Source organism: Microbacterium lacus (assembly GCF_039531105.1).
Taxonomy (GTDB): Bacteria; Actinomycetota; Actinomycetes; order Actinomycetales; family Microbacteriaceae; genus Microbacterium; species Microbacterium lacus.
This window is the reverse complement of record NZ_BAAAPK010000001.1, coordinates 1,962,299-1,987,327: the sequence shown is the minus strand read 5'-3', so window position 1 is coordinate 1,987,327 and position 25,029 is coordinate 1,962,299. Positions and strand designations below refer to the sequence as shown.

The following is a 25,029-nucleotide window of genomic DNA, read 5'->3' as shown; positions in this document are numbered from 1 at the left end:
GCCCGAACACACCGCCGCCATTCCTTTGCAAAGAAAGCCTTGCAAAGGACTCTTTGCATCTGTATCCTCCTGGGTATGGAAGACGTCGAGCCGGAGCTGTCCCCCACCGAGCAGCGCCACGCCCAGGACAGGGTCCTCGACACCGGTGCGCTGCGCGCACTGGCGCACCCTCTGCGCGTGCGCATCTACGACATCCTGAGCCAGTACGGACCGCAGACGGCGAGTTCGCTCGCCGAGATGCTGGGAGAGTCTTCGGGGTCGACGAGCTACCACCTGCGCGCCCTCGCCAAGCACGATCTCATCCAGGAGGCCGCGGACAAGGGCACCGCACGCGAGCGCTGGTGGGAGCGACCCATCGGCGGTGTGTCGTTCGCGAACGCGGACGCGATGAAGACGCCCTCGGGTCGCGCGGCAACCCAGATCGTCATGAACGAATTCATGCGCAACCGCCAGGAACAGCTCATGCGTTTCGTCGACGAGGGGCTGAGCGAGGTCGGCGAAGCCTGGCAGGAGGGCAGCCTCATCTCGACGGCGACGGCCCGCCTCACGCCCCAGCAGAGCAGAGAGCTTTCGCTGAAGATCATGGCGCTGATCGACGACGCCGTGGACACCTATCGCCATCAGACCGGCGAGGACGTACGACCCGTGAGCATCCGAGCCGACCTGTTCCCGCTGCCCGACCTGGGAGAGAAGTCATGACCGCCGTCCCCGCACCGCGCACCCTCGTCCGTGTGACCCGATTCGAGCGGTTGCTGCTCGCCGCGGCATCCGCCATCGCCTCGCACGTCGACGCCCGACTCGAACACCGCGCCGGCCCCGCCTATCGTGCGGCGACGCAGGTCCGTAACGGGATGGAGGAGTCCCGTCGGGCCGCGCAGGCTCGCGGCGCCGTCGGGCTCTTGCCGCGATGAGCCCTCACTCCGCCTCGACGGAGACCGGTGCGGCCGGCGTGCCGCTGAGCACGCGCAAGACCCCGCTCGGCCGCGACTTCGGGCGATTGTGGACCGCTGCCGCGTTCAGCAATCTGGCCGACGGCATCGGACGCACCGCCGTGCCCCTCATCGCGACGACCCTCACGCGGGACCCCCTGGCCATCGCGGTCATCGGGGCGCTGGCGTTCCTGCCGTGGCTCGTGTTCGGGTTGCCGGCCGGGATGATCGTCGACAGGTTCGACCGGCGCTGGATCATGGCGATCGCCAACACCCTCCGCGGCGGCGTGGCCCTCTGGCTCGCGGTCCTCACCGTGACGGGGGACATCAGCCTGTGGGCCCTCTGGATCGGCACGCTCGTCTTCGGTCTCGGCGAGACGCTGTTCGACAACGCCACGAACGCCGTGGTCCCGGGACTTGTCACACGCGCACAGCTCGACCGTGCCAACGGTCGCATGCAGGCCGCGCAGGTCACGATCGACAGCTTCATCTCGCAGCCGATCGCGGGTGTCCTGTTCGCCGTGTCGCTGGCGCTCCCGCTGTGGATCGGCAGCGCGGGCTACCTCGTGCCGATCGCGCTCGCCCTCCTCCTGCCGCTGTCCGCAGCACGTCCGCTGCGCTCGGAGAGCGACGGGGGAGGGAGAGCCCCCGCCGTGCCGGCGCGGGAGGCGATCGCCTACCTGTGGAGTCACCGCTACCTGCGGACGATGGTGCTGTTCACCTCGCTCGTGGGGTCCGCCTTCGCGTTCGCCCAAGCCGCCACGATCCTGTACTTCCTCGACGAGCAGGGCGTGCCGGCGGCGGCGATCGGCTTCGTGACGGCCGGGATCGGCCTCGGCGCCCTCGTCGGCGCACTGCTGGCCCCCACGCTCGTGGCACGCCTCGGCCGCGGGTGGGTCATGCTCGGTGCGAACATCGTCGCCGCGGGCGCGATGATCCTCACCGGGCTCGCCCCGAACGTCATCGTGGCGATCATCGCCTACGCGCTCTTCGCGTTCGCGGTCTCCACCTGGAACGTGCCCTGGGGTGCTCTGCGCCAGCAGATCGTGCCGGCCCACCTTTTCGGGCGGGTCCTCGGCATCATCCGGATGCTGACCTGGGGTATGTTCCCGCTCGCCACGCTGCTCGGGGGCTGGGTCGCGAGAGTGGACCTGCGCCTGCCGTTCCTGATCGGCGCCGTCGTCGTGCTGACGGCGAGCATCGCCGCGGCGCGGATGCTCGTCCTCGGCACGCGCGCTGCGGGTGCCGAGGCGGCCACCGAGGTGTGAGGCCCCGACTCAGCCGAAGCCGTCGCCCTCGTCATGCCGCACGATCGCCCGCCCATCCTCGTCGAGCATCACGATCACGCCCGTGTCCAACTCCGCGATCGGCCGCCCCTCCAGCCAGGTGAGGGTCCACCGGGGTGCCGGCTGACCGAACTGGTCCGCGGGAGTCACGGCTTCGACCGCGGCGATCTGCGCCCGCATCGCCGCAGGCACCGCAGCGGGCGGTTCGTCGCCGGCGGTCCATCTCGTACCGAGCTGCATGTCAGACCTCCTGTGGGGCGAGTTCGATGTCCGAGATGCCCAGGGCGTCGGCATCCGCGTACGTGATCTCGGCGATGCGGCCCACGGCCTTCAGGTCGCCCTCCGCGAGCTGCACGAGTGCGAGCGTCGCGGTGGGGCCGGTGATCGTCATGCTCCGCACCGGGGTCTTCTGTGACGCCTTCGCCTCCGTCTTGGCGCGCCGGATGCCGATGAGCGCGGCACTGACCGCCGACAGGACGGCGGGGTCGCCGCCGCTGCCGGAGTCGGTGGGCCACGGCGCCGTGTGCACGGAGCCCTCGTTGAACCATGACCAGGGCTCTTCCGTCGCGAAGACCAGCACGGGAGCGAGGAGCCGCAGCAGGGTCGACAGAGCGGTGCGCAGCGCGAGCGCCGCAGAGGCTTGTCCGACATCGGTGCGGTCGTACGCGCGCTCCTTGACGAGCTCGAGGTAGTCGTCGCAGAACGTCCAGAAGAACTGCTCGGTCAGCTCGAGTGCGCGGGCGTGGTCGTACGCGTCGAAAGCCTTCGTCGCCTCGCGGACCACGCCGTCGAGCGTCGCGAGCATCGCGGCGTCCAGCGCGTGTGTGACTTCGGCTCCCTCGGGCACCGGGAAGGACAGGACGAACTTGGCGGCGTTGAGCACCTTGATCGCGAGGCGACGACCTATCTTCACCTGCGTGGGGTTCTGCGGGTCGAACGCGGCGTCCGCGCCGAGCCGGCTGGACGCCGACCAGTAGCGGACGGCGTCGGTGCCGTGCTGATCGAGGATGTCCGCCGGAGTCACGACGTTGCCCTTGGACTTGGACATCTTCTTGCGGTCGGGGTCCACGATGAATCCCGAGATCGCCGCGTCCGTCCACGGGGCGCGTCCGTCCTCGAGGGCGCTGCGCAGCATCGTGGAGAACAGCCACGTGCGGATGATGTCCTGCCCCTGCGGCCGAAGGTCGAACGGGGCGACGAGGTTCCAGAGCTCTTCATCGCGCTGCCAGCCGCCGGCGAGCTGCGGGGTGAGCGACGAGGTCGCCCAGGTGTCGAAGATGTCCTTCTCGCCCTCGAACCCGCCGGCGAGGCCGCGCTGGTCTGCGGTGTAGCCGGGCGGGACGTCGGTGGTGGGGTCGACGGGAAGGCTCGCGAGGTCGGGGGTGATCACGCGGTCGTAATCGCGGTCGCCGTTCTCGTCCAGCCCGTACCAGACCGGAATCGGCACGCCGAAGAAGCGCTGGCGAGACACCAGCCAGTCGCCGGTCAGACCGCCGACCCAGTTCTCGTAGCGCACGCGCATGAAGTCGGGGTGCCAGGCCATCTCGGTGCCGAGCGAGATCAGGCGATCCCGGAGGTCCTGGTCACGGGCGCCGTTGCGGAGGTACCACTGCCGCGTCGACACGATCTCGAGCGGACGGTCGCCCTTCTCGAAGAACTTCACCGCATGGGTGAACGGCTTCGGCTCGCCGTCGAGCTCACCCGACGCGCGCAGCAGGTCGACGACGGCCTTCTTCGCGCTGAACACCGTCTTGCCCGCGATCTCGGCGTACGCCGCTCGAGCGGCATCCGTCACGATCGCGTCGGGCGCGTCCGCGATCACGCGGCCGTCCTTGCCGAGGATCGTGCGGTTGGGCAGGTCGAGTTCGCGCCACCAGATGATGTCGGTCACGTCGCCGAACGTGCAGATCATGGCGATGCCCGATCCCTTGTCCTTCTGGGCGAGCGGGTGCGCGAGCACCGGCACCTCCACCTCGAACAGGGGGGTGCGCACCGTGGTTCCGAAGAGCGGCTGGTACCGCTCGTCGTCGGGGTGCGCGACGAGGGCGACGCACGCGGCCAAGAGCTCCGGGCGCGTGGTCTCGATGTGCACATCCCCCGAGCCGTCGGTCTTGTGGAACGCGACGCGGTGGTACGCGGCGGGCTGCTCCCTGTCTTCGAGCTCGGCCTGCGCGATCGCCGAGCGGAAGTCGATGTCCCAGAGCGTCGGCGCGAGTGCCTGGTACGCCTCGCCGCGCTCGAGGTTGCGCAGGAACGCGAGCTGGCTCGTGCGGATCGTGTCGTCCGAGATCGTCCGGTAGGTCTGCGTCCAGTCCACGCTCAGCCCGAGCTGGCGGAACAGCGCCTCGAAGTGCTTCTCGTCCTCGAGGGTGAGCGATTCGCACAGCTCGATGAAGTTGCGCCGGCTGATCGGAATCTGATCCGCCGCCTTCGTGCTCTTGTTGTCGCCTCCCTCGAACGGGGGAGTGAAGTCGGGGTCGTAGGGGAGCGACGGATCGCAGCGCACGCCGTAGAAGTTCTGGACACGTCGCTCGGTCGGAAGCCCGTTGTCGTCCCAGCCCATCGGGTAGAACACGCTCTTGCCGCGCATGCGCTCGTACCGCACCTTGATATCCGTGTGCGTGTAGGAGAACACGTGTCCGATGTGCAGGCTCCCGCTCGCCGTCGGCGGAGGGGTGTCGACCGAGAAGACGCCCTCCCGCCCCGCCTGGGCGGCACGAAGACGGTCGAACAGGTACGTGCCCTCGGCATCCCACCGATCCGACCATTTGCTCTCGAGCCCCTCCAGGGCGGGCTTGTCGGGAATCAGCGCGTCGGCCATGAGGGTCTCCTTGGCGATATGTGCGGCACCGTGTCTGCGTGCCTGAGTATGGGATGCCCCTCGATTCTACGCGGCGGATCAATCCACGACGCGGATGCCGAGCGCTGCGGCGAGAGCGGGGGCGAGTTCCTGCACTTGACGGGCGGACAGGATCACGCCGCGGAGCGAGGCAGGATCGAGGAAGGACAGCGCTTCGAGTCCTCGCAGGTCGAGGTCCTGGGCCCGGACGCCGCGGGTGTCGACGTCGTCCGCACGGCTGTCGATGAAGGACGCCCTCGATACGGAGGACTGCGGCAGGTCCAGCGTGCCGATCGTGCATCCGGCGACAAAGAGATCCGACACCCGCGACGCCGCGAGGGAGAGGTAGGCGACGCGGACGCCGCGCAACTCGAGCTCATCGACGTCGGCATCGGCCAGATCGAGCGTCCCGATGCGGCCGCCGGTGATGAGCACCCGCCGCAGCCGGGCGCCGCGCGCGGTGAAGGTCGTCGCACGCAGGTCCCGGACATCCACATCCACGAGCGTCGCTCCGGTCAGGTCGAGACGATCGACCGAGGCGCCGAGGATCGCGCACTCGGTGAGCGCGGCGTGCGCGGCATCCGTCTGGTCCGCAAGCTCCGTCCATCGCTGCTGGAACGACTCCGAGCCGCGACGAGGTGGCACTGCTTCCTGCAGATGCGGGGGGAGATCGGGGGGCGAGACCCGCGGGGCTGCCGGAACGGGGGGACGGCGCATCCCCTCACGCTACGCCCGGGATCTGCGGGTAGAATCGGATCACCAGCATCGATCCGGCATCACCGGGGAGCTTCCGGAAGAACAGGGCGCGAGCCCCCACTAGAACCGGACGGGGCAGGCCCGTCACAGCCGCTGTGAAAGGGGTCCGTCCGACGACGTCGGAAGGGCAACGCGGGGTGGTACCGCGGTTTCTCCGTCAGGAGGGGTCGTCCCAGCACGGAAGCACTGCGACCTGCTGGAGCGAGATGACCTACCCCAAGAGCGGCCCCGACGTCCCCCCGAGCCCGCGATTCCCCGCGATCGAGCGCGAGATCATCGACTTCTGGCGCGCCGATGACACCTTCCGCGCCTCGATCGAGAACCGGTCCGGGGAAGAGGAATGGGTCTTCTACGACGGACCTCCGTTCGCGAACGGTCTGCCGCACTACGGGCACCTGCTCACCGGTTACGCGAAGGACCTGTTCCCGCGCTTCCAGACGATGCGCGGCAAGCGCGTCGACCGTGTGTTCGGCTGGGACACGCACGGCCTTCCGGCTGAGCTCGAGGCGATGAAGCAGCTCGGCATCACCGAGAAGGACGAGATCGAGCGCATGGGGGTCGCGACCTTCAACGGCAAGGCCCGTGAATCCGTGCTCGCCTACACGCGCGAGTGGGAGGAGTACGTCACCCGCCAGGCCCGCTGGGTCGACTTCGAACGCGGCTACAAGACGCTGGACACGTCGTACATGGAGAGCGTGCTCTGGGCGTTCAAGACCCTGTTCGACAAGGGGCTCGCCTACGAGGGATATCGCGTGCTGCCGTACTGCTGGCGCGACCAGACGCCGCTGTCCAGCCACGAGCTGCGCATGGACGACGACGTGTACAAGATGCGCCAGGATCCGTCCGTCACCGTGACCTTCCCCCTCGTGGGCCTGAAGGCCGAGGCCCTGGGCCTCACGGGTATCCGCGCACTCGCGTGGACGACGACGCCGTGGACGCTGCCCACGAACCTCGCGCTGGCCGTGGGGCCCGGCATCCGTTACGTCGTCCTGCCGGGCGGACCCGGTGGCGCCGCCGACGTGCACCACGGACCGGACGGCCGCAGCGACGAATCCGTCGAGGCCGAATCGCACCGCTACCTGCTCGCCGAGGATCTGCTGACGAACTACGCGAAGGACCTCGGCTATGCGACAGCTGCGGACGCCGTCGCGGCGATCGAGACCGTGCACATGGGCGCGGACCTCGCCGACGTGCACTACGACCGCTTGTTCGACTACTACGCGGATGCCGAGACGTGGGGCACCGAGAACGCCTGGCGGATCCTCGTCGACGACTACGTGACCACGAGCGACGGCACCGGCATCGTGCACCAGGCGCCGGCCTACGGCGAGGACGACCAGCGCGTCGCCGAAGCGGCCGGGATCCCCACGATCCTGAGCCTCGACGACGGCGGGCGATTCCTGCCGACCGTGACGGACGTCGCCGGTGAGCTGTGGATGGACGCGAACACGCCGCTCATCCGCATCCTCCGGCAGGACGGTCGACTCCTGCGCCTGGCGAGCTACGAGCACTCCTACCCGCACTGCTGGCGGTGCCGGAACCCCCTGATCTACAAGGCGGTCTCGAGCTGGTTCATCCGGGTCACCGACATCAAGGACCGCCTGCTGGAGAACAACGAGCAGATCACCTGGGTCCCCGAGAACGTCAAGCACGGTCAGTTCGGCAAGTGGCTCGAGGGCGCACGCGACTGGTCGATCAGTCGCAACCGATACTGGGGCTCGCCGATCCCGGTGTGGAAGAGCGACGATCCCGAGTACCCGCGCGTCGACGCGTACGGTTCGCTCGAAGAGCTCGAACGTGATTTCGGCCGGCTGCCGCGCAACGCCGAGGGCGAGGTCGACCTGCATCGTCCGTACATCGACGACCTGACACGGCCGAACCCGGACGATCCCACGGGGCGCAGCACGATGCGCCGCATCGAGGACGTCCTGGACGTGTGGTTCGACTCGGCCTCGATGCCGTATGCGCAGGTGCACTACCCGTTCGAGAACCACGAGTGGTTCGACGAGCACTCGCCGGCGGATTTCATCGTCGAGTACATCGGGCAGACACGCGGCTGGTTCTATGTGATGCACGTGCTGTCGACGGCGCTGTTCGATCGGCCGGCATTCACGGGTGTGAGCTGTCACGGCATCGTGCTCGGCAACGACGGGCAGAAGATGTCCAAATCGCTGCGCAACTACCCCGACGTCTCGGAAGTGTTCGACCGGGACGGCTCCGACGCGATGCGCTGGTTCCTCATGGGCAGCTCGGTCCTGCGCGGCGGCAACCTCGTCGTCACCGAGGAAGGCATCCGGCAGGGGGTGCGCGAGTTCCTGCTTCCGCTGTGGAACGCGTGGTACTTCTTCTCGACGTACGCGAACGCCGCCGGCGGACAGGGCGGCGTCGGCTACGACGCGGTGTGGCGAACGGACAGCCCGGACGTCCTGGACCGCTACATCCTCGCGCTCACCGGCGACCTGGTGCGCGGTGTCGGCGCCGATCTGGAGGGTCTGGATTCGACCTCCGCGGCGGCGAAGCTGCGTGATTTCGGCGAGGCGCTGACCAACTGGTTCATCCGACGCTCGCGCGACCGGTTCTGGGTCGGGGTGAGCGAAGACCCCCGCAGTCGTGATGCGTTCGACACGCTCTACACGGTGCTCGAGACGCTCACCCGGGTGGCCGCACCGCTCATCCCGCTCGTGTCCGAGCGCGTCTGGCAGGGCCTGACGGGCGGACGGAGCGTCCACCTTCAGGACTGGCCGGACGCGGATGCCTTCCCCGCCGCCGATGACATCCGCTCGGCGATGGATGCCGTCCGGGAGGTGTCGTCGACGGCCAATGCGCTGCGCAAGCGCGAAGGCAAGCGCGTGAGGCTCCCGCTGGCCCGGCTCACCGTCGTGGTTGCGCACGCGGCGGATCTCGCCCAGTTCGAAGACATCCTGCGCGACGAGCTCAACGTCAAGTCGGTCGAGCTCGTCGAGCTCGCCGCGGACACCGCCGCCTCCTTCGGAATCTCCCACCGGCTCTCCGTGAACGCGCGGGCGGCAGGACCCCGCCTGGGCAAGCAGGTGCAGCAGGCGATCCAGGCGGCCAAGGCGGGGGACTGGTCGGAGACCGGCGGCGCCGTGACCGCCGGATCGATCGCCCTCGAACCGGGCGAGTACGAACTGGTGCTCGAGACGACCGGCCGGCCCGAGGGGGAGGCCCTGGCGGTCCTGCCCAGCGGGGGCTTCGCCCTGCTGGACACGACGACCACTCCGGAGTTGGAAGCGGAAGGTCTCGCGCGCGATGTCATCCGCGCCGTGCAGGACACGCGGAAGGCCGCCGGCTTCGATGTCAGCGACCGCATCCGGCTCGAGATCGTGTTCGACGAGCGGGCTGACGCGGAGGCCGTCGCGGCCGCGTTCGCGACGGCCGACGTCGCGGGGGAGACTCTCGCCGTCGCCTCCGGCATCTACCTGGCCGGTCCCGGTGAGGAGCTTGAGACGCTGCATGAGGAATGGTCCGCCGTGGGGGAGCGCGAGCACACCGAGCGGATCGCCGCCGGCACGTACGCGAACGCCGGCGCCTTCCGGGTCATGGTCGGCAGGGCGGGGGAGCAGCGATGAGCGAACGGGCCCGCGCGGACGCGGTCTACGCCGCCCTCCTGAAGCGGCAAGGCGAGCAGTGGGTGCAGCCCCGTGTGCAGCGGACACGTCGCGTACTCGAGCTCCTCGACGACCCGCAGCGCACGTATCGCGTGATCCACGTCACCGGCACGAACGGCAAGACCTCGACGAGTCGCATCATCGAGAGCCTCGTGCGGGCACACGGCCTCCGCACCGGGCTGTTCACGAGTCCGCACCTCGAGCGCTTCACGGAGCGCATCATGATCGACGGCGAGCCGGCTCCGGATGCCGCCGTCGCCGAAGCGTGGGACGAGATCGCCCCGTTCGTCGACATCGTGGATGCCGAACTGGCCGCCGCGGGAGACGCACCGCTGACATTCTTCGAGCTTCTGACCGTGCTCGCGTTCGTCGTGTTCGCCGACGCGCCGATCGACGTGCTGGTGCTCGAAGTCGGCATGGGCGGCGCATGGGACTCGACGAACACCGCTGATGGAGACGTGGCCGTGTTCGCCCCCGTCGACCTCGATCACGCCGACCGACTCGGATCGACGATCCGCGAGATCGCGGGTGTCAAGGCGGGGATCATCAAAGACGGCGCCGCCGTGGTCTCCGCTGCGCAGCATCCCGAGGCAGCTTCTGTCCTGCGCCAGACCGCAGCCGCGCGCGGCGCGACCATCGCGTTCGAGGGCGAGGACTTCGCGCTCACCGAGGCTCGACTTGCCGTCGGCGGCCAGCAGATCTCGGTGCAGGGCATCGCCGGGGCGTACGCGGACGAGTACCTGCCGCTGTTCGGAGAGCACCAGGCGCAGAACGCCGCACTGGCGATCGCGGCCGTGGAGTCGCTCATCGGGGGAGGCGCCCAGCAGATCAGCGGCGACATCCTCGCGGAAGGCCTCGCGCAGGCGACGTCCCCCGGCCGTCTCCAGCTCCTCGGGATCAGCCCCACCGTCATCGTGGATGCCGCCCACAACCCGCACGGCGCGCGGGCGCTCGCAGCGGCGCTGAGGTCCTCGTTCGACTTCGACGAGTGGGGCATCGTGCTCGGCGTCCTTTCCGACAAGGACGCCGAGGGCATCCTCCGGGAGCTCGCGCCGCTGGCCTCCCACGTCTTCGCCACGGCGCCGGACTCGGAGCGGGCGAACGACGCCGATACGATCGCCGACCTCGCCGAAGCGCTCGAACTGCCCGTGACGGTGCACGACGACCTCGTGGGCGCCGCCGAGGCCGCCCGGGAGTGGGCGGCGGCATCCGATCGCCGTGCCGTCGTGATCACGGGGTCGGTGATCCTCGCCGGCGAGGCGATCGGTCTCGCGGAGGCTGACGGGTGGAAGGCGGGGTGGGGCGAATGACCACGGCGCCCGAAGAGCCCGGCCGTGCCGCTCGACCGCGGCGCGCCCGCGGCGCCGCGGAGTCGCTCGGATCCATCGTGCTCGCTTTCGAGTCGGTCATCGTCTTCCTCGGGGGACTCGTGATCTTCGGACTCGGCGCGCTGCCGACCGGAATCCCGTCCTGGTGGGGGATCGTCGCCGGCACCGTGCTCGCCGTCGTGATGATCCTCACGGCAGGCATGCTGCGGCACCGCTGGGCTATCGTCCTCGGCTGGCTGCTCCAGGCGGTCGTCGCGCTCGGTGGTTTCCTCGTGCCCTCGCTGTTCCTCGTCGCCCTCATTTTCGGGGGGATGTGGGCGTATGCGACGATCAAAGGGGCTTCGCTGGACGCGCGCAACGCGCGACTGGCCGCCGAAGCCGATTCCCCGAACGGAGACTGACACATGGCCACCGAAGAGACACTCGTCCTCGTCAAGCCCGACGGCGTCGCGCGCGGCCTGACCGGCGCGATCCTCGCGCGCATCGAGGCGAAGGGGTACTCCCTCGTCGATCTGCGACTGGTCGAACCCGACCGCGACACGCTCGAGCAGCACTACGCCGAGCACGAAGGCAAGCCGTTCTACGAGCCCCTGCTCGAGTTCATGATGTCGGGCCCCTCGGTCGCGATCCGCCTCGCCGGCAATCGCGTGATCGAGGGCTTCCGCTCGCTGGCGGGGACCACCGACCCCACCACGGCCGCGCCCGGCACGATCCGCGGCGATTTCGGGCGCGACTGGGGCCTGAAGGTCCAGCAGAACCTCGTGCACGGGTCGGACAGCCCGGAGTCGGCGGCGCGCGAACTCGCGATCTGGTTCGACTGAAACCTCAGAACAGCGAGCCGAGCACGTCCAGCCGCAGCTGGGCGATGATCGCGATGATCGCGTAGCTGACGACGGCCAGCAGCGGAATCCAGCTCGTCAGGCGATCCGCGCCGCCACGGACGCGGCGTGGCGCGGGGAGGATGCCGGTGCGCAGCACGTGCAGGAGCACGGCGTAGAACGTCGGGATCGTGACCACCCAGGTCACCATGCACCACGGGCAGAGCGTGCCGAGCACGAAGACGCTCTGGCTGATGAGCCAGATCACGAAGACGAACGCCAGGGTGACCCCGGCGAGGAACAGCAGCCAGAACCAGCGCGCGAATCGCGCACCGGCGAGGATCGCCGCTCCGACCACGATCGGCGCGACCCAGCCGGTCAGCCCGAGGATCGGATTGGGAAAGCCGAACAGGGCGCCCTGCCACGAGGTCAGGTTCTTCCCGCATTGGACGAGCGGGCTGAAGTTGCAGCCCAGGATCGCGTCGGGGTCGGACAGCAGGTGCAGGCGCTCCATCGTGAGCGAGAACGCGGCCCACCAGCCGATCGCGCCGGCGATGATGAACCACACCGCCAGTGCCGTCGGACGGGTGCGGCTCACGGACTGCGTCATGGTTCGGATTATGACATCGCGCGCTGAGCACACGCCGCGTGAGCGCGCCGTCGAAAACATCCGCGGTGACCGGCCGCGCATTCGGCCGGTGAAAGTGCGATAATGATCTCCGACGCTTCGCGGCCGCGCCGCAGAGGTGTCACCCAGAAGACTTCGGGCGATGAACGCCCATCGCAGCATGAGCCACGGGCCGGCTGCAGACCGAGTGAGTTCGCGGCACCGCAGGTGCGGCACCGCACGAGATTTCGCCGGACGACGCGCGGTGTCGTTCGCAGGGAGTAAGCCAGTGATGGCCGATGAGACCGATGCACACCTCCAGCCCCCGACAGACGCAGACGGCGCCTCAGCGCCTGTGGGACCGACCGACGCCGAGGCGCCGGTAACCGACACCACAGACGCACCCCCCGCTGAGGACGCGCCCGCGGCCGAAGAATCGCCCGCGCCCGCCGAATCGCCCACGGCCGAAGGCGCGCCCGCCGACGGCGCGTCCGCCGAGGACGCGGCAAACGGCGAGGAGCCGCTCGCGGTGGCCCCCACGGCACCCGCCGAGCCGGCCGTCGTCGAGCCGAGCGGACCCAAGTCCGCCGTGGAGCTCGGCCTGCTTCCGCCGGTCTTCGTGTCGGCCGTCTCCACGCAGCTGTTCTTCCACGCGCCGCCGCCGCTCCCGCCGCTCCCCGCCGAGCCGGACGTGCAGGCCGAGGGTCCGTCGTCCACGAGCGCGCGCCGGCGCAGCCGCCGGCGCGGGGGAGAGGGCGGCGATTCCGCCGGCTCCGCGGAGGCACCGCCTGCGCCGCGTCAGCGCACCGTCGAACTCATCACCGAGCCGCAGCGCATCAAGGGCTCCACCCGTCTCGAGGCGAAGAAGCAGCGCCGCCGGGACGGGCGTGAGGCCGGCCGCCGCCGGGCCGTCGTCACCGAGGCCGAGTTCCTCGCACGCCGTGAGGCCGTCGACCGCGAGATGATCGTGCGCTCGAAGAACGGACGCATCCAGATCGCGGTCCTCGAGGACAACGTCCTCGTCGAGCACTACGTCGCCCGCAACCAGGACGCGTCACTCATCGGCAACGTGTACCTCGGTCGCGTCCAGAATGTTCTCCCGAGCATGGAGGCGGCCTTCGTCGACATCGGCCGCGGCCGCAACGCGGTGCTGTACTCGGGCGAGGTCGACTGGGACGCTGTCGAGACCGGCAACCAGCCGCGTCGTATCGAGCTGGCCCTCAAGAGCGGCGACCGTGTGCTCGTCCAGGTCACGAAGGACCCCGTCGGGCATAAGGGCGCCCGTCTGACCAGCCAGATCTCGCTCCCGGGTCGCTACCTCGTGTACGTACCGGGCGGCGCCATGAACGGGATCTCCCGCAAGCTCCCCGACACCGAGCGCGCGCGCCTGAAGAAGATCCTGAAGGAAGTCCTCCCGGAATCCTCCGGCGTGATCGTGCGCACGGCCGCCGAGGGCGCGACCGAGGATCAGCTGACACTGGACGTGCAGCGTCTCACGAGCCAGTGGGAGCACATCAGCCGCCAGGTGGAGTCGATCCAGGCCCCGGCGCTTCTGCACTCGGAGCCCGATCTCCTCGTCAAGATCGTCCGCGACGTCTTCAACGAGGACTTCACGAAGATGCTCATCCAGGGCGAGGACGCGCACCAGACGATCACGGCCTACCTTCAGAGCGTCGCCCCCGATCTCCTGGACCGCGTGAGCGTCTACGACAGCGAAGCCGACCCGTTCGACGAGTTCCGGGTGACCGAGCAGATCGAGAAGGCGCTCGACCGCAAGGTGTGGCTGCCCTCGGGCGGATCCCTCGTGATCGACCGAACGGAGGCGATGACGGTCGTCGACGTGAACACCGGCAAGTTCGTCGGCTCGGGCGGAAACCTCGAAGAGACCGTCACGAAGAACAACCTCGAAGCCGCCGAAGAGATCGTCCGTCAGCTGCGGCTGCGGGACATCGGCGGCATCATCGTCGTGGACTTCATCGACATGGTGCTCGAATCCAACCGCGACCTGGTCCTCCGGCGCCTCGTGGAGTGCCTGAGCCGCGACCGGACGAAGCATCAGGTGGCCGAGGTCACTTCGCTGGGTCTGGTCCAGATGACGCGCAAGAAGCTCGGACTCGGCCTGCTGGAGACCTTCAGCGAAGCGTGCGAGGTCTGCGCCGGTCGCGGGGTGATCGTTCACCACGATCCCGTCGTCAAGCACCGGGCGCCGATCGGCAACGGGCAGCCTCCGGGACGTCGCCCCCGCACGCCCGCGGCGAACGGAAACGGCAGCACCGGCGGCACGCATGTGATCACGGAGGGCGTGAAGTCCGCGCTCGCCCAGATCGCGGCATCCACGATCCACTCGCATCACGAGGAAGAGTTGGCCCCCGTCGCGGCACCCGTGGTCGAGGAGGCTCCGGTGGAGCGTCCGAAGAAGCAGCGCAAGAAGCGGGCGGATGCGGCAGCCAAGACCCCGCGGACCGAGAAGGATGCGCTGCTGGACTCCGTCCTGAGTGCCCTTCCCGAGCCGAAGGCGCCCGGACAGGGCCGATCACGCCGACGCGTCACGACGGCGGCGCTGACCGGAACACCGGTCTCGCACACGCCCGCGGAGGAGTGATCAGCCGGCACGACGCTCGCGCGCCGTCACCCGCAATCCTGAAGCGATGAGCGAGCGGACGAGGGTGCGCCCGTCCACGTGACGGGCGCCGGCGGCGATCAGACGCCCGTGCGCCTCATCGGGCACGTCGTAGTGGTCGCGGTCGAAGCCGCGGCGAGGGATGCCGTTCGCCGCGGCGAACGCGTGGAGCTCCTCCAGGCTCGTGTCGCTCACAAGGTGCGCCCACAACCGGCCGTGTGCCGGCCAGCGCGCATCGTCGATCAGGATCGCCACGCCCCGATCCTACGCAGGGCCGCGCCGCGACCTGCCGCGCTTTTGCCCTTCTCCGCCCGATCCGGTAATGTATTCCTTTGGTGCGTTGACGACATTTCTGCTCCGCACCGAGTCTTTCCTCAGGCACCCGGAGCCGCGCGCTCCCCGAAGAAACAGGTATGAAGTGGTCTACGCAGTTGTGCGCGCCGGTGGTCGGCAGGAGAAGGTCCAGGTCGGCACGATCGTGGTCCTGGATCGTCAGGCCGCGAAGATCGGCGACAAGATCCAGCTCCCCGCGGTGCTGCTGGTCGACGGCGACGCCGTCACGACCGACGCCGACAAGCTCGCGAAGGTGACCGTCACGGCCGAGGTCCTCGGCGAGGAGCGCGGCCCCAAGATCGTCATCCAGAAGTTCAAGAACAAGACCGGCTACAAGAAGCGCCAGGGGCACCGTCAGGACCTCACGCGCGTCAAGGTCACCGGCATCAAGTAAGCACGGAAGAGGCTGAAGACATGGCACACAAAAAGGGCGCAAGCTCCACCCGCAACGGTCGTGACTCCAACGCACAGCGCCTCGGCGTGAAGCGCTTCGGCGGCCAGCAGGTCCTCGCCGGCGAGATCATCGTCCGCCAGCGCGGCACGCACTTCCACCCCGGCGCGAACGTCGGCCGCGGCGGCGACGACACGCTGTTCGCCCTCGAGGCGGGCGCCGTGCAGTTCGGCGCGAAGGGCGGCCGCAAGGTCGTCAACATCGTCGTCCCGGCGGAGTAATCCGCCGCACGCAGTTTCTCGTGGAGGGGGCGGGCTTCGGCTCGCCCCCTCCACGCATTCACACCCGCTGTCGCTGTGCGGCACGACTGATCTGAGGGGGAGCGCATGGTCACCTTCGTCGACCGCGTCACGCTGCACCTGTCCGCCGGCAAGGGCGGCAACGGCTGCGTGTCGGTCAAGCGCGAGAAGTTCAAGCCCCTGGCAGGTCCGGACGGCGGCAACGGCGGCCACGGCGGCGACATCGTGCTCGTGGCCGACCCGCAGGTGACGACGCTGCTGTCGTATCACCACTCGCCGCATCGTTCCGCGGGCAACGGCGGCTTCGGCATGGGCGATCACCGGTCGGGAGCTCTCGGCGAGACGCTCGAGCTCCCCGTGCCCGTGGGCACCGTGGTGAAGGACGTCACCGGCGAGACGCTCGTCGACATGATCGAGCCGGGGATGCGCTTCGTCGCGGCGCCCGGAGGCATCGGCGGCCTCGGCAATGCGACCCTCGCCACCCCCAAGCGCAAAGCGCCCGGGTTCGCGCTCCTCGGCACGCCGGGGTGGCAGGGCGATGTCCTGCTCGAGCTGAAGACCGTCGCCGACGTCGCCCTGGTCGGGTACCCGTCTGCGGGCAAGTCGAGCCTGATCGCGGCGATTTCGGCCGCTCGACCGAAGATCGCCGACTACCCGTTCACCACTCTGCATCCGAACCTCGGCGTCGTGCAGGCCGGCGACGTGCGCTACACGGTCGCCGATGTCCCCGGCCTCATCGAGGGCGCGAGCGAGGGCAAGGGGCTCGGTCTCGAGTTCCTCCGGCACGTCGAGCGCTGCACCGCGCTCGTGCACGTCCTGGATTGCGCCACCCTCGAACCCGGCCGTGATCCGATCAGCGACCTCGAGGTGATCCTCGCCGAGCTCGGCGCCTACCCCGTCCCCGAGGGGCAGCGCCCGCTGTTGGAGCGCCCGCAGATCGTCGTGCTCAACAAGATCGATGTCCCCGAGGCAAAGGACCTCGCCGAGCTCGTGCGACCGGATCTGGAAGCGCGCGGATTCCGCGTCTTCGAGATCTCGACGGTCAGCCACGAGGGGCTCCGTCCGCTCACCTTCGCGCTGGGTCAGATCGTCGCCGAGCACCGGGCCGTCGAGGCGAGCAAGCCTCCCGTGGAGCGCATCGTCATCCGCCCGCAGGGCGCCGAGCGCGAGTTCACGATCCGGGTGGAAGGCGGCACGTACGGCGACATCTACCGCGTGCTGGGCGTCAAGCCCGTCCGCTGGGTGCAGCAGACCGACTTCCAGAACGAGGAGGCCGTCGGCTACCTCGCGGACCGGCTCGAGAAGCTCGGCGTCGAGGACGAGCTGTTCAAGGCGGGCGCGCAGCCCGGCTCGACCGTCGTGATCGGCGAAGGGGACGGCGTCGTCTTCGACTGGCAGCCGTCGCTCGGCTCGGTCGCCGAGCTCATGACCGCGCCGCGTGGTACCGACCCGCGCCTGGACATGAACCCGCGACGCACCACGTCGCAGCGCCGCGAGAAGTACTACGCGAGCATGGACGCCAAGGCGGAGGCCCGCGCGGAGCTCGAGGCCGAGCGCATCGCGGCGAAGAACGGGCAGATCGGCACGGGCGACGAGGGGGTCGAGTGACCATCTCCTCGCGCGCGGACATCCCGGCGGCGCGTCGCATCGTCGTCAAGGTCGGCTCGAGCTCGATCAGCGGCGAGAACGCCGGCAAGATCCAGCCGCTGGTCGAGGCCCTCGCCGCGGCGCACGGTCGCGGCACCGAGGTGGTGCTGGTCTCCTCCGGCGCGATCGCCACGGGGATGCCGTACCTCCGCCTCGCGGAGCGGCCGAGCGATCTGGCCACGCAGCAGGCCGCGGCGGCCGTCGGTCAGAACGTCCTGATCTACCGTTACCAGGAGGCGCTGCGACCGTTCGCGATCGTCGCCGGCCAAGTGCTCCTCACCGCCGGTGATCTGGAGAACGCGACGCCGCGCTCGAATGCGCGGCGGGCGATGGAGCGACTGCTCGGTCTGCGCATCCTCCCGATCGTCAACGAGAACGACACCGTCGCCACGCACGAGATCCGCTTCGGCGACAACGACCGGCTGGCAGCTCTCGTCGCGCAGCTCATCGGCGCGGACGCCCTGGTGCTGCTGAGCGACATCGAGTGCCTGTACACGCGTCCGCCGGACGAGCCTGGGGCCGAGCCGATCCGCCGCGTCCGGCACGGGGACGATCTGAGCCGCTACGCGTTCGGCTCGGTCGTGGTCAACAGCGTCGGCACGGGTGGCGCGGCGACGAAGGTCTCCGCGGCACGCGTCGCGACGGCATCCGGTGTGGGCGTTCTCGTCACGAGCGCCGACCTCGTGGACGCGGCCTTGCGCGGCGAGGACATCGGCACGTGGTTCGACCCGCATCCCGACCCCGTCGGGACCGCGGCTGGACCCGTCACCGCGCCGGTGCCCCGTACGGGCGCCGATACACTGGGCCGATGACCATGACCGCAACGACGGCACGCGAGCGGATGCTGCTCGCGAAGTCCGCGGCTCGCACGATCGGTCTGCTCTCGGACCACGCGAAGCGCGACGCCCTGCGTTCGATCGCCGATGCGATCGAGGCGGCCACGCCCGAGATCGTCGCCGCGAACATCGACGATCTCGACCGCGGACGTGCCGGCGGACTGTCGACGGGGCTCCTGGACCGGCTCCGCCTGGACGCACCGCGGGTCGCCGCGCTGGCCGCCGCCGTCCGCGACATCGCGGAGCTGCCGGATCCGGTCGGACGCGTGCTCGACGAGCGCACGCTGCCCAACGGGGTCGAACTCACGAAGATCAGTGTGCCTTTCGGGGTCGTCGGCTCGATCTACGAAGCGCGCCCCAACGTCACGGTCGACATCGCGGCCCTCGCCCTGCGCTCCGGCAACGCCGCGGTCCTGCGCGGCGGGTCGGCGGCCGAGCAGACGAACGCGGCCCTCGTCGCCGCGATGCGCGGTGCGCTGGCGGCCGAAGGCATCGATCCCGAGGCGATCCAGACCGTCGATGAGTTCGGCCGCGACGGCGCCCGCGAGCTCATGCAGGCGCGCGGTGTGGTGGATGTCCTCGTGCCTCGGGGGAGCGCCCAGCTGATTGAGACGGTCGTCACCGAATCCTCCGTGCCCGTCATCGAGACCGGAGCGGGCGTGGTCCACATCGTGCTCGACGAATCAGCCCCGCTGGAGTGGGCGCGCGAGATCGTCGTGAACGCGAAAGTGCAGCGGCCGAGCGTCTGCAACGCCGTGGAGACGGTACTCGTGCACCGCGACGCCGCCGCACGCCTCCTGCCGGATGTCATCGGCGACCTGCAGGCCCACGGGGTCACCGTCCACGGCGACGACGTCGTCGCGGGGCTCGTGAACGGGATCGTCCCGGCGGTCGAGGAGGACTGGGCGACCGAGCACATGAGCCTGGACATCACCGTCGGTGTCGTGGCCGATCTCGACGAGGCCCTCGCGCACATCCGCCGGTACTCCACGCAGCACACCGAATCGATCATCACGCAGGACTCCGCCAACGCTGAGCGGTTCCTCGCCGAAGTGGATTCGGCGGTGGTCATGGTCAACACGTCGACCCGGTTCACGGACGGCGGCGAGTTCGGCTTCGGCGCCGAGGTGGGCATCTCGACCCAGAAGCTGCACGCCCGCGGGCCGATGGGCCTCAACGAGCTGACGAGCACCAAGTGGCTCGCGCGCGGCTCCGGACAAGTCCGGGCCTGACCGATAAACTGAGAGCGCGTCGCACGAGCACGCGGACCCGAACGGAGCACGAATGACCCTGGCCTCGCTGGTCGCCCTCGCCGCCGAAGAATCCGGGCACGGCAACGTCGCCCTCGAGACCGTCGTGTTCGGCATCATCGCCATCGCGGTCTTCGGCGTCCTCGCCCTCGTCACCCTTTCGTATCGCAATGTCGCCAACCGGCACTCGCACAAGGCCGAGGCGTACGCGGCCAAGCACGCGAATGACGTGCAGCAAGCGGGGCACGGCCACTAGGCCGACTGCATGTCGGTGACGCGCGCCCCGAGGATCGGGGTCATGGGTGGGACTTTCGATCCCATCCACCACGGTCACCTGGTGGCGGCCAGCGAGGTCGCGCAGTCTTTCGACCTCGACGAAGTCGTCTTCGTGCCGACCGGCCGGCCATGGCAGAAGAGCGATGTCTCCCCGAGCGAGCACCGCTATCTGATGACCGTGATCGCCACGGCATCCAATCCGCGTTTCACGGTGAGCCGCGTGGACATCGACCGCGCCGGTCCCACCTACACGATCGACACCTTGCGCGAGCTCAAGAAGGAGCGACCGGAAGCTGAGCTGTTCTTCATCACCGGCGCGGACGCGATAGCGCAAATTCTCAGTTGGAGGGACCATGATGAACTGTGGGACCTCGCGCATTTCGTCGCCGTCTCCCGGCCCGGCCATGATCTCAGCACCGCGGGTCTGCCGACCGACGACGTGAGTCAACTCGAGATCCCCGCACTGGCCATCTCCTCCACGGACTGCCGCGAACGCGTGGAGAGCGGAAACCCCGTGTGGTACCTCGTTCCCGACGGGGTCGTCCAATACATTGCGAAGCACCACCTCTACCGGAGCAAGGAATGAGCACACCCGAGCAGCCGGCAACACCAGCCCTCACCCGCAAGCAGTTGCGCGACCTCCGCAACACGGGATCCAACCCGATCATCCCGACCGATTCCGAGCTGACCGGCGAGAACCCCATCGTCGAGCCGTCCGGGGCGGAGACGACCCCTGAGGCCGAGACGCCCGCGCCGCCGCCGCACGCCGTGGCCCCGCTCCCTCGCGCCGCGGTGCCCGTCCCCGTGCACGACCTCCCCGGCGCGGATTCGAGCGTCGACCTGGGCGTCTCGCCGTTGACGCGGCGCCAGGCGCGTCAACAGGAGCGCATCCGCACGGCATCCGTCCCGGTGATCACTCCCGAGGTCATCGCGGCGCAGGTCGTGCCGAGCGAGACCGTGGCCGCTGGTTCCGATCCCGCCGAGGTGGTGATCGATGAGGCGCCCCGCGAGGAATTCCTGATCGAGGAGGCGCCGGACATCGAGGTGTCCGACTCGGACCCGATCGACGAGGTCCCGGCGGCGGACGACGACGGCCACGCGGACGCGGCCGAAACCGCCGCGGATGCCGAGGCGGATCCCGCCGAATCCGACGAGGAGCACGAGCGAGCGGTGGTCAACCCCGCCTTCGGCGCAGAGCTGCTGGCGGGGGAGGGCACGGTCACCGAAGTGCCGGCATCCTTCGATCAGCTCATCACCCGCTCGGTGACGGGTGGGGTCAGCACCGGCAGCGCGCTCATCCTCACCGACACCCCTGCGTCGTCGCCGCTCGTTGCTCCGGTCACGGCGACCGGCGAGGTGCTCATCACGGGTTCGTTCAATCTTCCGGAAGGACTCGGCTCAACCGGGCACGCCCCCGGCACGGCCGACGGCAAGGAGGTCGACGCCGTCCTCGTCGACGGCGAGCTCCCGGCGCACTCCTCGCCGACCCCGATCGCCGCGAGCGCCGCGATCAGCACCGTGAAGAACAACGGGGACATCATCACGCCTCCGGCGCCGGAGAAAGGCAGCCGCCTCATGCTCACCCTCGCCATCACGGCCGGCGTGCTGGCTCTCGCGCTCGTGGGCGTGCTCATCCTCGCCTTCGTGACGGGGGTGTTCTGATGGTCGCCACGGAGCAGGGCCGCGAGATGCTGCGCATCGCCGCGCTGGCCGCCGATGCGAAGGGCGGCGAAGACCTCGTCGCGCTGGACGTGTCGGACCCGTTGCCGCTCGTGGACATCTTCCTGCTCGTGACCGGTCGCAGTGAGCGCAATGTCGCCGCGATCGCGGATGAGATCGAGGACCGGCTGGTCGAGTCCGGTTACAAGCGCCTGCGGCGCGAAGGCCGGCAGGAGGCCCGCTGGGTCCTGCTCGACTTCGGCGACCTCGTCGTTCACGTGTTCCACGAGCAGGAGCGCATGTACTACGGCCTGGAACGCCTGTGGAAGGACTGCCCGGTCGTCCCGATCGAGTTGCCTGCCGCATCCCACGTCGAGTCCTGACCCGGTTCGGGAGAGCTCCGGCGATGTAGTAATCTATTCAAGTTGCCTCCGCAGGGAGGCGGAGGGCCTGTGGCGCAGCTGGTAGCGCACCTGCATGGCATGCAGGGGGTCAGGGGTTCGAGTCCCCTCAGGTCCACCGAACGAAAGCCCCCGGATAACCCGGGGGCTTTCTGCATGCCCCCGGCTCATCCGCGGGTCGAGTGTCCACGACGCGCCGTCGTCAGGCCACGCGCTGCGGCGTGTCCTGGACACTCGACGATGGGCTGACCTCCAGAGACTGGCGGCCGGGCGTGGTCTCGCGTCCGGTTCGGGACGACGGGACCGGTCTGGCCACAACGAGGCGTCCGCCCCGCACCCGCGCGCTACGGTGAGGACGTGACCTCACAGCCGCGGTGTCCGCATTGTCGCCACTTCCTCTACCTCGACCGGCTCACGTGCCCCGAGTGCGGGGCCGACCTCGGCTACTCGATGCTCACGCGGCAGTTCCACGGTCTGCGGGGCAATCAGACCGTGATCGACGGACGCACGTGGTACACGTGCTCGAACCGGGAGTGGTCGTGCAACTGGCTCGTACGAGAGGACGCACCGGCCGGCCGATGTTTCTCGTGCCGATTGACGCGCACACGTCCTGCGTCCGACGACACCGTCGCCCTGGAGAAGCTGTCGAAGGTCGAAGAGGCCAAACGCCGCCTGCTGCTGCAGCTCGGTGATCTCGGGCTCCCGATCGTCGGGTGGGATCTGCGGGAGGGCGGCCTCGGCTTCGACCTCATCTCCAGCCTGTCCGAAGGCCGACCGGTCATGATCGGGCACGCGAACGGCATCATCACGATCGATCTCGCCGAAAGCCTCGACGACCGTCGGGAGGCCATGCGGGTGCGCCTGGGCGAGCCCTACCGCACGATCCTCGGCCACTTGCGACACGAGGTCGGGCACTACTTCCAGAACGTGCTGCTCACCGACGACGAGGCGTGGGCGCGCTGCCGGGCGCTCTTCGGCGACGAGCGCGCGAGCTATCAGGACGCGATCACCCGGCATTACCGGTACGGCGCACCGGAGGACTGGCACGAGTCGTTCATCTCCGAGTACGCCACGATGCACCCGTGGGAGGACTTCGCCGAGACCTTCGCTCACTACGTGCACATCACGGGGACCCTGCAGACGGCGGCGGCGATCGGCATCCGCCTCGACGCCGCAGTGACGAGCATGCGCGACGTCGACGTCGTGCCCCGCGAGTCCTACGAGGACGAACCGGTGCAGCGACTGCTGACCGACTGGGAGTGGATGTCGCAGGCGTTCAACCGCATCAACCGGGCGATGGGATTCGGTGACCTCTACCCGTTCGAGATCGTCCGGCCCGTGCGCGAGAAGCTCGCGTTCATGCACGACATCGTGACCCGCGCGCCGCTCACACCCGAGCAGCAAGAGGCGCTCGCGACCCCGTGGACCCAGGAGCTGACATGACATCCGTCGCCCGCGGCCAGCGCGTCATCGGACCGGCGACGCACTACGTCGAGAACCAGCCGCCCGTACGAACAGAGATCGACGAGTACGGCGCGAACACGCCGCTCTGCGACGCGGTGACGGCGTTCGGCGCATCCTGGGCGCACGACGAGCTCCACGACGTCGGTCGGCTGGTCGGGTCAGCGGACTTCCAGCGCGACGCGACACTTGCGAACACGCACTCGCCCGTCGCGCATCCGCATGATCGCTGGGGCTTCCGCCTGGACGAGGTCGACTACGACCCCGCCTACCACCGGATCCTCGGCCAGGCGATCGCGCACGGCGCCCACAGCCCCGTGGAGGACCGTGCGGGCGCCGCCGTCGCGCGCGCCGCGACGTTCCTGCTGTTCGCGCAGGGCGAGGCCGGCCACGCATGTCCGGTGTCGATGACCCACGCCGCGGCATCCACGATCGCTCTGTCGGAATCGATCGCCGCCGACTGGATGCCGCGCATGTCGTCTCGGGAATACGAGCCGCGTCTGCTGCCCAATGAGGAGAAGCGCAGCGCGTTGATCGGCATGGCGATGACCGAGAAGCAGGGTGGATCGGACGTCCGCGCGTCCACGACGGTCGGCACGTTCATGGGCGGACACAGCTATCAGCTCACTGGCCACAAGTGGTTCTGCTCCGCGCCCATGTCGGACGCGTTCCTCGTGCTGACCCAGACGCGGCGCGGGAACGTGGATGAGGGCCTCTCCTGCATCTTCGTGCCGCGGCTCCTGCCGCGCGGCATGCGCAACGTCTTCCGCATCCAGCATCTGAAGGACAAGCTCGGCAATCGATCCAATGCCTCGGCCTCGATCGAATTCGACGGCACCGTCGGCTTCCTCATCGGCGAACCGGGACGCGGTGTGCGAGCCATCAGCGAGATGGTGCAGCGCACGCGGATGGACTGCGTCCTGGGCACAGCCGCCGGCATGCGCCAGAGCGTGGCCGAAGCCGTGTGGCATGCGCGCGGACGTGCGGCATTCGGGCGGATGCTGGTCGATCAGCCCGCGATGACGGCCGTGCTCGCCGACCTCGCGCTCGAGTCCGAGGCCGCCATGCTCACCGGGCTGAGGCTCGCGGACGCGTTCGACGCGGACGCCTCGGACGAGGACGCGGCATTCCGGCGCCTTGCGACGCCCGTGGCGAAATACTGGGTGACCAAGCGCGGGCCGCACCATGCCTACGAGGCGATGGAGGTCCTCGGCGGCAACGGCTACACCGAGGACTTCCCGCTCGCGCGCCGCTACCGCGAGCAGCCGGTGCTCTCGATCTGGGAGGGCTCGGGGAACGTCGTCGCCCTCGACGCCCTGCGGGCGCTCGGCCGCGAGCCGGAGTCCGGTGACGCGCTGATCGCCGAACTGCAGATCACCGCAGGGGCATCCCCGCTTCTGGACGCCCACCTCGCCCGCACCGAATCACTCCTGCGCGCCGTCACCGGTGCGACGAACGACAACGCCGAGCGCGACGCCCGTCGGATGTGCGAAGCACTCGCACTCGCCCTGCAGGCCTCGCTCATGCTCCGGTACGCGCCGTCCGTCGATGCAGAGGCCTTCATCGGCGCGCGGCTCGGCGAGGATCGCGGTTGGCAGTACGGCGTCCTTCCCCGCGGGACGGACGCCGCGGGGATCCTCGCGCGGCACTGAGCCGGAAGCGAG

24 protein-coding genes and 1 tRNA gene are annotated in these 25,029 nt (G+C 69.3%); 20 read left to right on the top strand and 5 right to left on the bottom strand.

The window, feature by feature from the left end; translation table 11 throughout:
• The first annotated feature begins 75 nt into the window (after nucleotides 1–75).
• From ABD197_RS09385 to ABD197_RS09375, 3 genes are read left to right on the top strand one after another with little or no spacing between them, the layout of a single operon-like run.
• Nucleotides 76–699 carry a winged helix-turn-helix domain-containing protein gene (locus ABD197_RS09385; protein ID WP_344053847.1) on the top strand — a complete coding sequence of 208 codons (624 nt, stop codon included), beginning with the start codon at nucleotides 76–78 and terminating at the stop codon, nucleotides 697–699.
• Nucleotides 696–911, top strand: a complete 216-nt coding sequence (locus tag ABD197_RS09380; RefSeq protein ID WP_344053845.1) for a hypothetical protein — start codon at nucleotides 696–698, stop codon at nucleotides 909–911. The genes ABD197_RS09385 and ABD197_RS09380 overlap by 4 nt, the downstream gene beginning before the upstream one ends.
• Nucleotides 908–2,197, top strand: coding sequence for an MFS transporter (locus tag ABD197_RS09375; RefSeq protein WP_344053843.1), 1,290 nt, complete (start codon nucleotides 908–910; stop codon nucleotides 2,195–2,197). Before ABD197_RS09380 ends, ABD197_RS09375 begins: the two co-directional genes overlap by 4 nt.
• A gap of 9 nt (nucleotides 2,198–2,206) precedes the next feature.
• Here the strand turns inward: ABD197_RS09375 and ABD197_RS09370 are convergent, their stop codons facing one another.
• From ABD197_RS09370 to ABD197_RS09360, 3 genes are all read right to left on the bottom strand, one after another.
• Entirely contained in the window at nucleotides 2,207–2,455 is a 249-nt protein-coding gene (locus tag ABD197_RS09370; protein ID WP_344053841.1) for a hypothetical protein, read from the bottom strand.
• 1 nt (nucleotide 2,456) lies between these two features.
• On the bottom strand, nucleotides 2,457–5,036 hold the full coding sequence (gene valS, locus ABD197_RS09365; RefSeq protein ID WP_344053839.1) for a valine--tRNA ligase: 2,580 nt from the start codon (nucleotides 5,034–5,036) through the stop codon (nucleotides 2,457–2,459).
• 78 nt (nucleotides 5,037–5,114) lie between these two features.
• The gene (locus ABD197_RS09360; protein WP_344053837.1) at nucleotides 5,115–5,771 is read right to left on the bottom strand and encodes a pentapeptide repeat-containing protein; all 657 of its coding nucleotides are present in this window, start codon (nucleotides 5,769–5,771) and stop codon (nucleotides 5,115–5,117) included.
• Between the two features lie 245 nt (nucleotides 5,772–6,016).
• Between ABD197_RS09360 and ileS the strand changes: the two genes are divergently transcribed.
• Genes ileS through ndk form a run of 4 tightly spaced genes read left to right on the top strand, consistent with a single transcriptional unit; the run spans nucleotide 6,017 to nucleotide 11,588 of the window.
• The gene (gene ileS / locus ABD197_RS09355) at nucleotides 6,017–9,400 is read left to right on the top strand and encodes an isoleucine--tRNA ligase (protein WP_344053835.1); all 3,384 of its coding nucleotides are present in this window, start codon (nucleotides 6,017–6,019) and stop codon (nucleotides 9,398–9,400) included.
• Nucleotides 9,397–10,749, top strand: coding sequence for a bifunctional folylpolyglutamate synthase/dihydrofolate synthase (locus tag ABD197_RS09350; protein WP_344053833.1), 1,353 nt, complete (start codon nucleotides 9,397–9,399; stop codon nucleotides 10,747–10,749). The genes ileS and ABD197_RS09350 overlap by 4 nt, the downstream gene beginning before the upstream one ends.
• Nucleotides 10,746–11,168, top strand: a complete 423-nt coding sequence (locus ABD197_RS09345; protein WP_344053831.1) for a DUF4233 domain-containing protein — start codon at nucleotides 10,746–10,748, stop codon at nucleotides 11,166–11,168. Before ABD197_RS09350 ends, ABD197_RS09345 begins: the two co-directional genes overlap by 4 nt.
• A 3-nt stretch (nucleotides 11,169–11,171) precedes the next feature.
• Nucleotides 11,172–11,588 (top strand): nucleoside-diphosphate kinase, encoded by a 417-nt coding sequence (gene ndk / locus ABD197_RS09340; RefSeq protein ID WP_344053829.1) that lies wholly within the window; start codon nucleotides 11,172–11,174, stop codon nucleotides 11,586–11,588.
• Nucleotides 11,589–11,592: 4 nt separating this feature from the next.
• Here the strand turns inward: ndk and ABD197_RS09335 are convergent, their stop codons facing one another.
• Nucleotides 11,593–12,195: a vitamin K epoxide reductase family protein gene (locus ABD197_RS09335; protein WP_344053827.1), complete on the bottom strand. Its 603-nt coding sequence runs from the start codon at nucleotides 12,193–12,195 to the stop codon at nucleotides 11,593–11,595.
• Between the two features lie 289 nt (nucleotides 12,196–12,484).
• Here ABD197_RS09335 and ABD197_RS09330 point away from each other — a divergent pair, with 289 nt between their 5' ends.
• Entirely contained in the window at nucleotides 12,485–14,794 is a 2,310-nt protein-coding gene (locus ABD197_RS09330; RefSeq protein WP_344053825.1) for an Rne/Rng family ribonuclease, read from the top strand.
• Here ABD197_RS09330 and ABD197_RS09325 read toward each other — a convergent pair whose 3' ends face one another.
• Nucleotides 14,795–15,067 (bottom strand): DUF4031 domain-containing protein, encoded by a 273-nt coding sequence (locus tag ABD197_RS09325; RefSeq protein ID WP_344053823.1) that lies wholly within the window; start codon nucleotides 15,065–15,067, stop codon nucleotides 14,795–14,797.
• A 163-nt stretch (nucleotides 15,068–15,230) separates the two neighbouring features.
• On the opposite strand from ABD197_RS09325, the gene rplU reads away from it, so the two are divergent.
• The 12 genes from rplU to ABD197_RS09265 all read left to right on the top strand — a co-directional run bounded on the left by rplU (nucleotide 15,231) and on the right by ABD197_RS09265 (nucleotide 25,017).
• On the top strand, nucleotides 15,231–15,539 hold the full coding sequence (gene rplU, locus ABD197_RS09320; protein WP_344053820.1) for a 50S ribosomal protein L21: 309 nt from the start codon (nucleotides 15,231–15,233) through the stop codon (nucleotides 15,537–15,539).
• Nucleotides 15,540–15,559: 20 nt separating this feature from the next.
• Nucleotides 15,560–15,817, top strand: a complete 258-nt coding sequence (gene rpmA / locus ABD197_RS09315; protein ID WP_344053818.1) for a 50S ribosomal protein L27 — start codon at nucleotides 15,560–15,562, stop codon at nucleotides 15,815–15,817.
• Nucleotides 15,818–15,922: 105 nt separating this feature from the next.
• Complete coding sequence (gene obgE, locus ABD197_RS09310) at nucleotides 15,923–17,443, top strand: GTPase ObgE (RefSeq protein ID WP_344053816.1); 1,521 nt, start codon at nucleotides 15,923–15,925, stop codon at nucleotides 17,441–17,443.
• Nucleotides 17,440–18,294 (top strand): glutamate 5-kinase, encoded by an 855-nt coding sequence (proB, locus tag ABD197_RS09305; protein ID WP_344053814.1) that lies wholly within the window; start codon nucleotides 17,440–17,442, stop codon nucleotides 18,292–18,294. Before obgE ends, proB begins: the two co-directional genes overlap by 4 nt.
• Nucleotides 18,291–19,550: a glutamate-5-semialdehyde dehydrogenase gene (locus ABD197_RS09300; protein WP_344053812.1), complete on the top strand. Its 1,260-nt coding sequence runs from the start codon at nucleotides 18,291–18,293 to the stop codon at nucleotides 19,548–19,550. The genes proB and ABD197_RS09300 overlap by 4 nt, the downstream gene beginning before the upstream one ends.
• Before the next feature lie 52 nt (nucleotides 19,551–19,602).
• Nucleotides 19,603–19,824: a hypothetical protein gene (locus tag ABD197_RS09295; protein WP_344053810.1), complete on the top strand. Its 222-nt coding sequence runs from the start codon at nucleotides 19,603–19,605 to the stop codon at nucleotides 19,822–19,824.
• A 9-nt stretch (nucleotides 19,825–19,833) separates the two neighbouring features.
• On the top strand, nucleotides 19,834–20,430 hold the full coding sequence (nadD, locus tag ABD197_RS09290; protein ID WP_344053809.1) for a nicotinate-nucleotide adenylyltransferase: 597 nt from the start codon (nucleotides 19,834–19,836) through the stop codon (nucleotides 20,428–20,430).
• On the top strand, nucleotides 20,427–21,506 hold the full coding sequence (locus ABD197_RS09285; protein WP_344053807.1) for a hypothetical protein: 1,080 nt from the start codon (nucleotides 20,427–20,429) through the stop codon (nucleotides 21,504–21,506). The genes nadD and ABD197_RS09285 overlap by 4 nt, the downstream gene beginning before the upstream one ends.
• On the top strand, nucleotides 21,506–21,886 hold the full coding sequence (gene rsfS / locus ABD197_RS09280; RefSeq protein WP_344053806.1) for a ribosome silencing factor: 381 nt from the start codon (nucleotides 21,506–21,508) through the stop codon (nucleotides 21,884–21,886). Before ABD197_RS09285 ends, rsfS begins: the two co-directional genes overlap by 1 nt.
• A gap of 63 nt (nucleotides 21,887–21,949) precedes the next feature.
• A tRNA-Ala gene (locus ABD197_RS09275) sits at nucleotides 21,950–22,022 on the top strand.
• Between the two features lie 239 nt (nucleotides 22,023–22,261).
• Nucleotides 22,262–23,347, top strand: coding sequence for a zinc-binding metallopeptidase family protein (locus ABD197_RS09270; RefSeq protein WP_344053804.1), 1,086 nt, complete (start codon nucleotides 22,262–22,264; stop codon nucleotides 23,345–23,347).
• On the top strand, nucleotides 23,344–25,017 hold the full coding sequence (locus ABD197_RS09265; protein ID WP_344053802.1) for an acyl-CoA dehydrogenase family protein: 1,674 nt from the start codon (nucleotides 23,344–23,346) through the stop codon (nucleotides 25,015–25,017). Before ABD197_RS09270 ends, ABD197_RS09265 begins: the two co-directional genes overlap by 4 nt.
• Nucleotides 25,018–25,029 lie beyond the last annotated feature (12 nt).

Coding starts and splice junctions, on each gene's coding strand:
- valS (WP_344053839.1), bottom strand. CDS start 5,036: ATGGCCGACGCGCTGATTCCCGACAAGCCCGCCCTGGAGGGGCTCGAG.
- ABD197_RS09345 (WP_344053831.1), top strand. CDS start 10,746: ATGACCACGGCGCCCGAAGAGCCCGGCCGTGCCGCTCGACCGCGGCGC.
- ABD197_RS09375 (WP_344053843.1), top strand. CDS start 908: ATGAGCCCTCACTCCGCCTCGACGGAGACCGGTGCGGCCGGCGTGCCG.
- ndk (WP_344053829.1), top strand. CDS start 11,172: ATGGCCACCGAAGAGACACTCGTCCTCGTCAAGCCCGACGGCGTCGCG.
- ABD197_RS09380 (WP_344053845.1), top strand. CDS start 696: ATGACCGCCGTCCCCGCACCGCGCACCCTCGTCCGTGTGACCCGATTC.
- ABD197_RS09330 (WP_344053825.1), top strand. CDS start 12,485: ATGGCCGATGAGACCGATGCACACCTCCAGCCCCCGACAGACGCAGAC.
- rsfS (WP_344053806.1), top strand. CDS start 21,506: ATGGTCGCCACGGAGCAGGGCCGCGAGATGCTGCGCATCGCCGCGCTG.
- obgE (WP_344053816.1), top strand. CDS start 15,923: ATGGTCACCTTCGTCGACCGCGTCACGCTGCACCTGTCCGCCGGCAAG.
- ABD197_RS09385 (WP_344053847.1), top strand. CDS start 76: ATGGAAGACGTCGAGCCGGAGCTGTCCCCCACCGAGCAGCGCCACGCC.
- ABD197_RS09360 (WP_344053837.1), bottom strand. CDS start 5,771: ATGCGCCGTCCCCCCGTTCCGGCAGCCCCGCGGGTCTCGCCCCCCGAT.
- rpmA (WP_344053818.1), top strand. CDS start 15,560: ATGGCACACAAAAAGGGCGCAAGCTCCACCCGCAACGGTCGTGACTCC.
- ABD197_RS09285 (WP_344053807.1), top strand. CDS start 20,427: ATGAGCACACCCGAGCAGCCGGCAACACCAGCCCTCACCCGCAAGCAG.
- ileS (WP_344053835.1), top strand. CDS start 6,017: ATGACCTACCCCAAGAGCGGCCCCGACGTCCCCCCGAGCCCGCGATTC.
- ABD197_RS09300 (WP_344053812.1), top strand. CDS start 18,291: ATGACCATGACCGCAACGACGGCACGCGAGCGGATGCTGCTCGCGAAG.
- ABD197_RS09265 (WP_344053802.1), top strand. CDS start 23,344: ATGACATCCGTCGCCCGCGGCCAGCGCGTCATCGGACCGGCGACGCAC.
- ABD197_RS09350 (WP_344053833.1), top strand. CDS start 9,397: ATGAGCGAACGGGCCCGCGCGGACGCGGTCTACGCCGCCCTCCTGAAG.
- ABD197_RS09370 (WP_344053841.1), bottom strand. CDS start 2,455: ATGCAGCTCGGTACGAGATGGACCGCCGGCGACGAACCGCCCGCTGCG.
- nadD (WP_344053809.1), top strand. CDS start 19,834: ATGTCGGTGACGCGCGCCCCGAGGATCGGGGTCATGGGTGGGACTTTC.
- ABD197_RS09335 (WP_344053827.1), bottom strand. CDS start 12,195: ATGACGCAGTCCGTGAGCCGCACCCGTCCGACGGCACTGGCGGTGTGG.
- ABD197_RS09295 (WP_344053810.1), top strand. CDS start 19,603: ATGACCCTGGCCTCGCTGGTCGCCCTCGCCGCCGAAGAATCCGGGCAC.